At 53.3% G+C, this 11,926-nt stretch carries 13 protein-coding genes; 4 read left to right on the top strand and 9 right to left on the bottom strand.

All coding sequences use genetic code 11. The annotated features are described in order from the left end of the window. Positions 1-18: 18 nt before the first annotated feature. The gene (locus tag BCV73_RS07500; RefSeq protein ID WP_076167812.1) at positions 19-306 is read right to left on the bottom strand and encodes a hypothetical protein; all 288 of its coding nucleotides are present in this window, start codon (positions 304-306) and stop codon (positions 19-21) included. Between the two features lie 147 nt (positions 307-453). Further along, positions 454-915 (bottom strand): GNAT family N-acetyltransferase, encoded by a 462-nt coding sequence (locus tag BCV73_RS07495; protein ID WP_089546615.1) that lies wholly within the window; start codon positions 913-915, stop codon positions 454-456. On the opposite strand from BCV73_RS07495, the gene BCV73_RS07490 reads away from it, so the two are divergent. After that, complete coding sequence (locus tag BCV73_RS07490; RefSeq protein WP_343219885.1) at positions 902-2,347, top strand: MFS transporter; 1,446 nt, start codon at positions 902-904, stop codon at positions 2,345-2,347. The two genes, BCV73_RS07495 and BCV73_RS07490, sit on opposite strands and share 14 nt — an antisense overlap. A gap of 52 nt (positions 2,348-2,399) precedes the next feature. Here the strand turns inward: BCV73_RS07490 and BCV73_RS07485 are convergent, their stop codons facing one another. The 3 genes from BCV73_RS07485 to BCV73_RS07475 form a co-directional block, all read right to left on the bottom strand. After that, complete coding sequence (locus BCV73_RS07485) at positions 2,400-3,086, bottom strand: HAD family hydrolase (protein WP_089546614.1); 687 nt, start codon at positions 3,084-3,086, stop codon at positions 2,400-2,402. A 14-nt stretch (positions 3,087-3,100) separates the two neighbouring features. After that, on the bottom strand, positions 3,101-3,697 hold the full coding sequence (locus BCV73_RS07480; RefSeq protein ID WP_089546613.1) for an AAA family ATPase: 597 nt from the start codon (positions 3,695-3,697) through the stop codon (positions 3,101-3,103). Positions 3,698-3,871: 174 nt separating this feature from the next. After that, a complete protein-coding gene (locus tag BCV73_RS07475) occupies positions 3,872-4,744 on the bottom strand; it encodes a CAP domain-containing protein (protein WP_143811835.1) in 873 nt (290 codons plus the stop codon). 153 nt (positions 4,745-4,897) lie between these two features. Between BCV73_RS07475 and BCV73_RS07470 the strand changes: the two genes are divergently transcribed. Genes BCV73_RS07470 through BCV73_RS07460 form a run of 3 tightly spaced genes read left to right on the top strand, consistent with a single transcriptional unit; the run spans position 4,898 to position 8,659 of the window. Further along, on the top strand, positions 4,898-6,364 hold the full coding sequence (locus BCV73_RS07470) for a spore germination protein (protein WP_076167821.1): 1,467 nt from the start codon (positions 4,898-4,900) through the stop codon (positions 6,362-6,364). A gap of 28 nt (positions 6,365-6,392) precedes the next feature. Beyond that, entirely contained in the window at positions 6,393-7,529 is a 1,137-nt protein-coding gene (locus BCV73_RS07465) for a Ger(x)C family spore germination protein (RefSeq protein ID WP_076167824.1), read from the top strand. 44 nt (positions 7,530-7,573) lie between these two features. After that, on the top strand, positions 7,574-8,659 hold the full coding sequence (locus BCV73_RS07460; protein ID WP_076167826.1) for a GerAB/ArcD/ProY family transporter: 1,086 nt from the start codon (positions 7,574-7,576) through the stop codon (positions 8,657-8,659). Between the two features lie 16 nt (positions 8,660-8,675). Here the strand turns inward: BCV73_RS07460 and BCV73_RS07455 are convergent, their stop codons facing one another. The 4 genes from BCV73_RS07455 to BCV73_RS35695 form a co-directional block, all read right to left on the bottom strand. Beyond that, positions 8,676-9,449, bottom strand: coding sequence for a class I SAM-dependent methyltransferase (locus BCV73_RS07455; protein ID WP_089546612.1), 774 nt, complete (start codon positions 9,447-9,449; stop codon positions 8,676-8,678). A 33-nt stretch (positions 9,450-9,482) separates the two neighbouring features. Further along, entirely contained in the window at positions 9,483-9,950 is a 468-nt protein-coding gene (locus BCV73_RS07450) for a GNAT family N-acetyltransferase (RefSeq protein ID WP_179232131.1), read from the bottom strand. A gap of 60 nt (positions 9,951-10,010) precedes the next feature. Then, on the bottom strand, positions 10,011-10,829 hold the full coding sequence (locus tag BCV73_RS36115) for a GNAT family N-acetyltransferase (RefSeq protein WP_343219884.1): 819 nt from the start codon (positions 10,827-10,829) through the stop codon (positions 10,011-10,013). A 111-nt stretch (positions 10,830-10,940) separates the two neighbouring features. Next, positions 10,941-11,926, bottom strand: a 986-nt coding sequence (locus BCV73_RS35695) for a ferredoxin reductase domain-containing protein (protein ID WP_481855781.1), incomplete at its 5' end; no start/stop codon positions are given.

Below are 11,926 nucleotides of genomic sequence, written 5' to 3'. Positions count from 1 at the left end.
TGATGTTGGTATTGCCAATTAGAAATCAGAGGTAGCGATTTGAATCGTACCGAACACCGGACCGGCAGCTGAAGCCAGTAGTGCGGCGACAAGCAGACGTTCCACTGAGAGCGTCAAGCTGTTTGCCGCCGGGATCGTATAAGTGACAACAGGGGCGTTGACGCGGGTGATGACAAGGTCAACCGGAAAAGCCGACGTGTTGTTCACCGTGACCGCAGCATTGATTCCGCCGGCAAGATTCTCATAGAACGACTTGCCGACACCAGCGGCTAGCGAGTAGAACTGCTCTGGTAACAAAATAGCCACGTGACATGACCTCCTTTACCATTTGATAGATTATCCTATGCCTGAAATCTATCAATGCAACGTTACTTGCCGCTAGATTGAAACACATTTTAATAGACGCCCCAGCCCTGCAGTGACGATTCTGACCGCTTTCTGCAGCTCTATTCTTTATATCAAATCCAGACGGAGCCGGACCATATCCTGCACTTGGATTCCGTCTTCATAGAATACTTCCTCATAGTGTCGGATAAAAAAGCCCGGGTCCACGCCCACGATCCGGAAACCGCAGCGTTGATAGAGTTTCAATTGAGGAAAGCTGGAGTTGGCTGTGCCGATTTCCACCGCATGCGCTCCCTGCCTCCTGGCTTCTTCGACGGCGTTTTCGATCAGCATTTTGCCGATCCCTTTGCCCTGCAAGTCTTCCCGTACCGCAATATTGACGATCTCAACCGTTTTCGGATGCGTATCGATCAGTACATACTCTCCCACTAATTCGCCGTTGAGGTAAGCTCCATACCCCCTGCCCCTGGCGACGTAATCCTCAACCATCTCTTTGGATGGATCAGCAAGCAGCAGCAGGTCATAGGGGATATCCTCGCCGATTCCCCACGGTTGAATGGTTATTTCCATCTTGCAAATCACCTCTTTCGTTCTCATGAGCCAAGCTTCTGATTTGGCATATGCCATATGTAAAGTTTTCCTTTCCACCCTGGGGGCCGCTTGCTACAATAGAGAAGCTAATGCATCAGGACGGAGGATTAATCAAACCATGCGGTTACTGCATCAGGTCTCGTCAGAATGGAATCGCCTCAACCGGAATATCCGGCTCTTTTTTCTTGCCAATTTGCTGTATCAGATCGGGACAGGCATGTTCTCGGTGCTCTACAATCTTTACGTGCAAACGCTGGGTTACCCCGATACGATGAACGGCACCTTGGTGAGCGTTCAGTCGTTTGCGACGGCGCTTATTTTCATACCGATCGGACTGCTGGGGGACCGTACCAGCCATAAGCTGCTCTTAATGACCGGCGCATTGTTTACAGGTCTGAGCTTCATGGGCAGATCACTGGCCAGCGGTGAATCCGCCCTGATCGTCCTGTCCGCTGCCGCCGGCCTGTTTGCGGCCTTCTTCCAGGTGATCGCCGTCCCGTTTCTGGCCGGGAATTCGGACAAGAAGCAGCGGCTGAAGCTGTTCAGCTACCACTTCTCCCTCGTGCTGGCCGCCCAGGTCATCGGCAGCAGCGGCGGCGGTTACCTGGCCGATGTGCTCCAGTCCGCCGGCTGGAGCAAAATTCAGAGCCTGCAGGCTGTGCTGTTCACAGGGGGAGCGGCGAGCGTGCTTGCCTTTGTGCCCTTGATGCTGGTCCGGCGAAAGCCGGCTGTTCAAAAAGACGCTTCGGCCGCCCCCTCGGGGCCTACCCTGTCCCATCCGCTTCCATCTTCAGCGCGGGAGGACTGGAGCGCCATCGCCAAATTTACGCTGGCCCAGCTGATTGTCGGCCTTGGCTCGGGACTGGTCGTGCCTTATCTCAATCTGTACTTTACAAATCGCTTTGCCGTATCCCTTACGGCCGTCGGCATCCTGATTTCACTCGGCCAGATCATGACGATCGTGTCGATGCTGATCGGCCCGTCGCTGGCAAGCCGCGTCGGACCGGTCAAGGCCGTGGTGCTGTTTCAGATGATGTCCCTGCCTTTTTTGCTGCTGACCGGTTTCACCAACCTGTTCGCAGTCGCTTGCTTCAGCTTCCTCTTCAGGCAGGCACTGATGAATGCGGCCAATCCCATCCAGTCCTCGATCACGGTTGACCGGGTATCCGATGCCCGCAGAGGAATCGCCAACTCGATGACGCAGACCGCATTCATGCTCGGCTGGGCTACAATGGGACCTGTCCAATCCCATTTGCTTACCGCATATGGGACGTACTGGGGCTATGCGCTGACTTTCAGCATGACCGGAATCCTATACATCAGCGCATCGGCCATCTATTACTTTATGTTTAACGAGCGTAAGCAGAAATCCGCTTCTCCGCAGGCGGCTAACCAGAACGCTCCGGCCTGAATGCCAATCCAACGATGCCTGCAGGAGCCTTCCAGCTACCATCACCGTCCCCTCAAAACCGCAAGAATGGGCCGGTACATAGCGGAAGGAGCTCCTGCAGTTTGTTTATCGTCAGCGTCCCTTCCGGCAGGAGCGGACCCGATTCAGCAGGCGCAGTGAGCAGCAGTACGGGACGCAGACCTGCCGCAGCGGCGCCCTGCGCGTCCTTTTCGGGATGGTCACCCACAAACCAGCAGTTCTCCGGACGGGCCTGCAGCCTGCTCAGCGCCATTTCGTAAATTCGCCGGTCCGGCTTCTTGACCCCCGCCTCTTCCGAAACGATAACCGCATCGAAATAGCCTCTGAACTGCACCTGGTCAAGCTTGGCATACTGGGCTCTGGCCGAGCCGTTCGTGACGCACCCGATCCGGACTCCCCTGCTTTTCAGTTCCCGCAGCACCAATTCCGCTCCGTCCATCGCTACGGTGCAGGAGGGAAACTCAGCGAACCAATAAGCGAGCAGGTCTTCGGCAGTCGTCGCCTCCTCCCTCATTGGCAGTGTCCGCCTCATTTCCTCATACAGCTCCCTTTTTTCCCGATAGCCATTCCGGTCTGCGGCACGCAGCTGTTCCACCAGCCTCAGGCGATGCTCAGGATTGTGCGCGGCCGCAAACCTGTCGATAAATTTTCGCGAAAACTGCTCAAACGCCTGTTTACGGTTCACCAGCGTATTATCCAAGTCGAACAGCACGGCTTCCATACCCTCTTCTCCCCCTAGTTAAAAAATCGGAAATGATCCAACTGGGTTTTGATTTGGTCGAATTTCTTCCGCACCGCACCCCTGTGATCGGGCAGCAGAGGAATATGGGCCATGTCCGCAATCCGCTCCGCTACCTGGCTTACCGACAGCTCAACGGTATCGATATGCTCCCGGAATATGTTTTGGGATAGACCTTCAATACAGCGTTCGGCCTGCTGAGCACCCCATGAGTTTGATCGTTCCCCCCGGCTTTTCAAGCGCTGCAGGATGACTTCGCGCGGAGCGCATAACGCAAAATGCTTCACGGTCATGCCGTCCGTGCGCAGCCGGCCAACGATTTCTTCAAAATATACCGGATCGACCACGGTCATTGGAGCGATGATGACTCCGTCGTATTCACATGCGATGTGCTTCAGCATGGCATAGTTGAATTCCCGCCATAACGGATATTCCTGAAAATCGGGCTTCTTGATGCTGGGCGGAATATTTTTGCGGATAAAATACCCTGCATTCTCTGGATCGTACACGAAAGAATGCGGTATCCGGCGGTGAAGCTCGAAGGCGGTCTGCGTTTTTCCTGCACCAAACGCGCCGTTTATCCATAGGATCATCCATCATCCCTCAACTTTGACGATATTTTGGAGATTTGCTTCTCGCATCCGTTCCATTATACACCAAAAAAACCGGCGGAGCGCCCCGCCGGTTTTTCCCCAACCCTATGCCACAGCATCCCTGGATCATCCTGAAGAGCTGTGGTTCACTGCACTATGCTTCACTTACGCTGCTCATCCTGTAAATTCCTGCACCCACTCGTTATTGTAAAAGGCGATCCCGATATGGGTGTAGCTTTTGTTCAGGATGTTGGCTTTGTGTCCCGGGCTGTTCATCCAGTCCTGCATCACCTGCTGAGGGGAGGTCTGCCCGTTGGCGATATTCTCTCCAGCCGAGTTGTACGTAATCCCGTATTCCTTCATCATGTCGAAGGGAGATCCGTGAGTCGGGGAGTTATGGTCAAAATACTTGTTGTCATACATGTCTTTGGCTTTGGCCATTGCCATGTTGGACAGTTTGGAATCCATGCTGAGTGCACCCAAACCTGCTTTGGAGCGTTCCTGATTCACCAGATCAAGCACTTGTTGAGCATATGCTGAGGCATCGCCACTCGCAGAGGTCTGCTGATTGTTTGTACCCGAAGGAGCCTGGTTCCCGGTTCCTGCGGAAGGAGCCTGGTTTTTGGGGGTACCCGCAGGGGCCTGATTGGCCGGCGTTCCCGTTGGTGTTCCTGCTGGCGTACCGGTTGGCGTTCCCGTTGGAGTTCCCCCTGGGGTGGTTGGAGCTCCGGTCCGCGTCCCGGATGGCGTTCCCGCAGGCTGCTGCGGTGAAGTTCCGGGTACCGCCCCTGGCTGCTGAATCAAATTAAGCAAATCCGAGGTCAGGTCGTTTTGATTGACTTGTTTGACCGTCAAATGGGATTTACCCGCTCTGTCCGTAGACGTTGATGAGGCTGAAGTGACGATTTTTCGGGTCGGAGCCGCTTGATGGATATGGCTTGCGCGGTTCGTCTGCTTGGTAGTCACCTGCTGGCGCGCCGTTGAAGCGCCGTGATCCGCGCAGCCTGTAATCAATATCAGAACGGCGATCATAACGATTTTTTTCATATGACGAGTGCTGCCTCCCTAATACGGTTGAATGTAAGATACCGACTTAATTTTTCCGCATCAAAGAGGATTTATACCGGCAAAGTATGCTTATCCGGCGTATGGGTATAGTAACTAAAATATAATAATTATTCCAACGGAGAAGAACCTGACATGAATTCATCTAACCAGAAACCGACAAACATCGATCCGAATCTGCCGCTAAGCCGTCATCTGGTAGATAATGAGCACACGCTAAAAATGATGTTCGAGCGCTGCTCGGATGTCATATTCCGGGACGTTACCCTGCAAGGAGACACCAAGCTGCTGTTTATTTACGTAGACGGCATGATTGACAAGGATATTATCCAGTCGGTCATCCTGAAGCCTTTAATGTACGAAGGCATCCCCCAGGGGATCGGCCCCATTGACAGCATTGCGCAAATGTGTGATCAGCAGCTGTTCGCGGTACTGCAAACGAAGAAGGTCAACACGTTCCACGATGCGGCAGATGATATTTTAAAAGGTAACTTGGCCATTCTGGCGGACGGGGAAGCTTCTGTCCTTCTAACAAATGTCTCACAATTTGAAGCAAGATCGATCGAGGAACCGTCTACGGAAGCATCTCTGCGCGGAACGCGGGAGAGCTTCACCGAAACGCTCCGGACGAACACGACGATGCTGCGCAGAATCATCGTCACGCCAAACCTGAAGATGGAATCCTTTCACATCGGTAAACTGACCCAAACCGAGATTGTACTTGCCTATATTGAAGGAATTGTATCCGCTTCGATGCTGGATGAAATTCGCTCAAGGGTTGAGCAGATCGATCTTCAAGACGTGCTGGAATCAGGCTACATCGAAGAATCCATTGAGGACACCAACTTCTCTCCTTTTCCGCAAATGCAGAGCACCGAGCGGCCGGATGTCGTATCCTCCGGTCTATTGGAAGGACGGGTGGGAATCTTGGTGAGCGGGTCGCCAATCGCTCTGATCGTGCCGATGACGTTCTGGGACGGTTTGCAGGCACCTGACGATTATTACGAACGGTTTATGTATGTCACCATGAATCGGTGGATCCGTTATTTGTTCGCCCTGTTTGCCATCCTGTTTCCGTCAGTTTACATTGCGCTGACTACCTATCATCCGGAAATGGTTCCGCCCAAGCTGATGCTAAGCATTACGGGACTCAGGGAACAGGCTCCATTTCCAACCGTCATCGAAGTATTTATTATGGAATTTATGTTTGAGGGATTGCGGGAAGCCGGAATACGGTTACCCCAGCAAATTGGTCCGCTCGTCAGCATCGTGGGGGCGTTGGTCATTGGACAGGCTGCGGTACAGGCCGGGATCATCTCGGCGCCGATTGTCATCGTCGTATCCGCCGCCGGCATATCGTCGTTTGTGATCCCCCGTTACCGGTTCGGCTACCCGATGCGGATGCTGCGCTTCCCGCTGCTCGTGTTGTCCGGTATTTTCGGACTTTTCGGCACGGCGATCGGCATGATCGCCATTTTGTCCCATCTGATCCATCTCACTCCGTTTGGATCGCCGTATCTTCAGCCCGTTGCTCCAACCAGGAAAAGCCGGGCGAAAAATGTATTTTTGCGTTCGCCAAGAAAACGGGCGAGTAAGTCTTGAACTTTGAATGGATAGGGCGGAAGGTACAATGAAAAAAAATTTGCTTTTTTTCTGTTTACTGTTTCTGTCAGCTTCGTTGACCGGCTGCTGGAACCTGAAAGAGCCCAATCAACGTGCTTTTATTATCGGCGTCGGAATGGACATGACTGAGGACAAAGAGTTGGAGATCAGTTCCGAAATCGCCGTACCCGCGGGTTTGGGCAGCAGCCAGGTGACGGGTGCGGGCAAGAAAAACACATTTACGGTCGCGAGTGCAAAAGGAAAAGATTTTATGGATGCCGGGCAGCATCTGCAGGCTGAGCTGTCGCGCTCCTTGTTTTATGCTCACCGTCAAACAATCCTGATCGGTCATCGTATGGCTGAAGAAGGGCTGGGTAAGTATCTCGACATGATTTTTCGCAACCCGAAATCGGAATTGCGTTCCGTCATCCTTGTGGTCAAGGATGGAACGGCAAAAGAAGTGATCAAAGCCGAGCCTACATTTGATCCGTTCATTAGTACGACACTTGGCAGCCAGCAATATGCTCTTGGTATGAAGCCCTACTACTACCGGATGTTATTATGCGATGCCTTCAGCGAAGGAACCCAGCCGATTGTGCCTGCCATCACAGCCGATCCTTCCCGAGGCTATATATATGCCGGCTCTGCCATCCTGGACAAAGACCATGGAATTAAACTCGTCGGTTACCTGGATCCCGAGGAATCAATGTACAATAACTGGATGATGGGTAAGCAAAAAAACTTCACGTTCACCACTCTCATCGGAAAGGAGAACGAGACGATCAGTTTAGCCGTTCAATCCCTGAAGCACCGCACACAGATCAAAATAATTAAGCACCAGCCGCAGATTTACATATCGCTGCACGGCACCGGCAGCATTGTCGAAAACAATTCGTCACTTGATCCTTCAAAGGACGATGATCTAAAAATAATCCAAACCAAGCTGAGCCAAGAAGCGGAGGAGAAGGTTCGCAAACTGATCGATAAGGCGCAGCACCAATATAAAATCGACATATTTGGAATCGGGGAACAAGTCCACATGCAGCACCCGGAGATATGGAAAACGCTCAAGCCTCATTGGCACGAAACGTTCCCCGAACTGCCGATCACTGTATCGGTTCATCTCCGGTACAGGGATCCGGGTCAAACCAATTCCTCGCTGTAAATCATCAGTAATCAGGGGAATTCTATCGGAAAGGAGGAGAAACTATGAAGTTGACCGGATCGCAAATCTTTTGGACCTTAAGCACGGTGGAAGTCGTTATGGCCGTCTGGTTAAGAGTGTCGCCTGCCATTGAAATAGCCAAGCAGGACGCGTGGATGTCCATGATCATTGCGGGTGCGATCGGGCTTGCCATCACGTATCTGGTCATGCATGTCAGCCTACTCCATCCCGGAGAAACCCTAACGCAGTTCAGCCGTAAGCTGCTTGGCGGCTGGATCGGAAGAATCGTGATCCTTCCCTATTTCGTGGCCTGGCTCCTGTTATCCGGAGATGTGCTCCGCTCCTTCACGGATTTTATCCATCTGACGATCCTTGACCAGACTCCTATCTGGATTCTCATGGTCATGATACTGGCTTTGGCCGTTTATCTGACCGGCATCAGCGGGATTACCGGCATCGGCCGATTTTGCGAACTGGCCGGACCCGTGACGTTCATTGCGCTGGTCCTCACCTTTTTGCTGAACGTCACGAACACGAAGCTCCTTCACATCCTGCCGATCGTCGGTGACTCAAGCTGGCAAGAGGTGTTCAAGGCGTCGCTGTCGCCCGCTTCTTTTTTCGGGGAATCGTTTATGCTTCTGGTCCTTCTCGCGTTTATATCCAGCAACAAAAAAATAATCGTCAAAGCACTGTCGAGCATCGCGTTCACCGCTATCATGGTCACGTTGGCCACGGTCATGGTGCTGCTCGTGTTCGGCCCCTACGTTGGAATGGAGCTGAGGTTCTCTTACTTTATGCTGGTACGTACCATAAACATCCTGAACTTTATTCAAAATGTCGATGTGCTCGTGATTTTCATTTGGATTTTTGGCGTCTTCGCCAAGATCTCCCTTTACTTGTTTATTACGAGCTATGAGATGGCCCAGTGGCTTCAAGTGAAAAATTGGAAAAAACTCATATGGATTTGTGCACCGGCCATCCTCATCATCGCGCTGCTGATTCCGAATGAAGCCGCCATTATCATGATCCAGAAGCTGTGGGAGCGGATTATCATTCCGGTCTGCGCGATCGCCATTCCGCTCTTTCTATGGATGATAACAGTCATGAAGCGTAAAATCGCGAAACAATGAAATCTGCTCGCTCCATCTAGGACTTGGCTGCCGTCACGATCGGCTGGTAAAACCCGGACTCCTCGGGCATGACCCACTCCACACGCTGGAATCCAGCCTGCTGCAAAAAGCTGTTCAGCTCGCTTCGCTGAACTGCCCGGTACACGGCTGCATAGCTCTCCGTCTTCCAAGACTCTAACTGATCCTGCAGTATAAACTGCCGGGTCGTATATGTCGATCCGTCTTCCGACCAATCCCACACCTGGAACACGATTCTCTTGCCATGATCCAAAATTCTGGGCTGGGTCGCACGGGGCCGCTCGCGGAACAGGCTGTCATAGTCGCGGATCGTGATAATGACCATGCCGCCTGGCACGCATTTATTGTAAAATTGCCGGCAGGCGTTCAGCAGGTCTTCGTCCGTAAGCAAATGCGGCACCGCATTGTCGGCGGAGAAGACGACGTCAAAGGTACTGGCGACATCCTGATCGAGCGTCCTGAAGTCCGCTGTTCCGAATTGGATCGACAGTCCCATAGCCTCCGCTTCCCTTTTCGCTCGCGCCACGGAGTCCGGACTAAGGTCGGTTGCCGTCACATCGAATCCGTGCCGTGCTAACCCTAAGCTTTGGGTTCCGATGCCGCATGAGGCGTCCAGCAGCCGAATCTTGCTGCTTCCCGGACGATTCAACCGGGAGCGGATCCACCGGTCCCAAAATTGTCCCTGACTGGACACCGTATGTTTCCAATCTTCGTAAATCAAATGGTATGATTCAGACATACCGTCATAGAAATGCTGCGTAGACGGCCCCATTCATGATCCCTCCTTATTGTCCCGTGATTCATCCTAATCCAGCGTTGTTAAATCATAATGGATAAACTGTTCGTCCCGAACGTATCCGCTTTGTTCGTAGAGCTGCTGGGCACGTACATTCGTTACCGCCGTGGACAAGGACAGCCCCTTCGCCCTGGCCAGCTTGGCGTACCGCTTGGCGGCTTCAAGCAGCAGACGGGCGATTCCCTGCTTGCGGTATTGCTCCCGTATGTACAAATCGTTCAAAATATAGGACCGTTTCATAGAGATGGAGGAAAACACCGGATACAGCTGGGTAAACCCAGCGATCCGGCCCTGCTTCACGTCCTCGGCGATCAGGATGACCGATTCCCGGTGCTCCATTCGTTCGAACAAGAAGGCGGCCGCCCCTTCAACGTCCGTCTCCTGACCATAAAATATCCGGTATAAGTCAAAAATGGCGGCAAGCTCGTGCAGATCCTCGAGTCCCGCCTCCCGGATCGTAATGCTTCTTTGGGACATCATCTGCTTCCTCCTTATTGTGTATTACTTATACGTCGTATGGCCGTTCCATTCGTAATCCTAAGCAAGCGTCCGGTCCCCCCGCGAATTAGGCTGGGAGTAGACCATAAATTCGACCGGCTCCGCCGATCGGTTCATGACCTGATGCACCGCTCCCGGCTGCACCCTCATTCCCTGATGGGCAGATAACGTATGCACCGTACCTTCGACTTCAATATCGAGTGTGCCAAACAACACGAAGAAAAACTGCCCCGCTCTGGCGTGATAATGCCTTTGCTCACTTGTCCCCGGCGGCATCCTCTCGTGAATGATGCTTACCGTCTCTTCATCAACCAGCCGCCATCCGTCACAATCGTTCCCCCATGCGTAATGCTCCGCGTTGTCTTTGCTGATCATACCGTATTGACTCCGCACTTGTTTGCTCATGATGTACCAGCCATCCGTTCGTTCAGGATATTCATGCTCCTCAGCGATTTCATAGCCCAACTTCCGGTAGAACCGGAGGTTTTCTGGAAGCGACAACCTGACTCCCAGCCGGATCTCGGAATAACGAAGCTGTGCAGCGAGTTTCTCGAAATGCTTCATGATGGCCTTACCCAATCCCCGGCCGCGGGCTTCAGGAATGACGGATATCCTCCCGACGTACAAAAAGGATTCACGGAAGAAATACTGCGCCGATCCTACAGCCTTGTTACCGGACCAAACCAGGAGGGCTCCGCCCCCATGTTCGCTGATTTTGCTCAGGATCGTTTCGGTATTTTCCGACAAAGCGCCTGAGGGCGGATGGAGCCGGCCCCGATATTCTTCAAAAGCCAGCATCATCGTTTGGTGAACGAGCTCTATTTCATCCGTGCTCGCGGTTCTGATTTCATAATTCACCTGGTTTGCTCCTCCCTGATCGTCCGTACCCTCGCTTTCATCATATATTTGCGGACGGCTTGGAAGCAATCAGCAAAATGAGGCATGCCCCGAAATCCGACCGCCGGGAGTTCAACCTGCCCATACGTCCTTCACATAGTTTCCTGCCGATTCCAGCCCGGCAAGCCACCCGGCTGCTTCTTCAGGGCTCGCTCCGTGTTTGTCCCGATAGGAGCCAATCAGCGTCTCTTCCACTTGGGGTGCCATCCGGGAGCCGTCGCCGCAAATATACAGCTTGGCCCCGGCCTCGAGCAGCTCCAGCAGCAGCTCGCCGTCCTGCTTCATCAGATGCTGGACATAGCATTTATCCGTGCCCTCCACTCTGGAGAAAGCCGTATGAAGCGTCACCACGCCGTCCTTTTCCGCCTGCTCAAACTCCTCGCGGTATAAGTAATCATGCTCCGGATGTCTGCATCCAAAGTACAGATGAGCTTCACCCAGTACCTTTCCTTCCGTTTGCAGGACCCGTCTCGCCTGGATAAAGCCTCTGAATGGAGCCACGCCTGTGCCCGGCCCTACCATGATCATCGGTGTGGCGGGATCCTCCGGCAGCACAAAGCCGGATTCAGGAGATCGGACGAACATCAGCACTTCGGCCCCAGGATCCTGTTCGGCCAGGTAGTTGGAGGCGATACCGAGGTACTCTCCCTTACCGCTCCATGCCTCACCCCGAACGACACCGACTGTAATGCTGGCAGTGCCTGGGCTGACTTTGGGCGAGCTGGAGATGGAGTAGTATCTCGGCTTGAGCGCCGGCAGCAGCTCCAGAAAACGCGCAAACGGCAGCTCGCAAGCTTCGTACTGCTCAAGCAGGTCAAGCATCGTAACCTGTTTCGCCCGAATGTTGGTTTGGAACGCGCCTTCCTCAAGCATGGCCTCCAGTTCCTTAGCATGCGGCGGACATACCGTGTACGATGCCAGCTCCCGAATTTGGGCACGGGTGGCCGGCTCCTGCAGCTCGACGCTGCGAGCCAGCAGTTCGTCCAGCCGGATCGGCACTCCTGTCTTCAGGTGAGCGCTGTGTTTTCCGTCTGCCGTCAGAATCAGGTGCGCCGAGC

It is taken from the genome of Paenibacillus sp. SSG-1 (genome assembly GCF_002224835.1).
Lineage (GTDB): Bacteria > Bacillota > Bacilli > Paenibacillales > Paenibacillaceae > Paenibacillus_AQ > Paenibacillus_AQ favisporus.
This window is presented reverse-complemented; position numbering and strand designations above follow the sequence as displayed.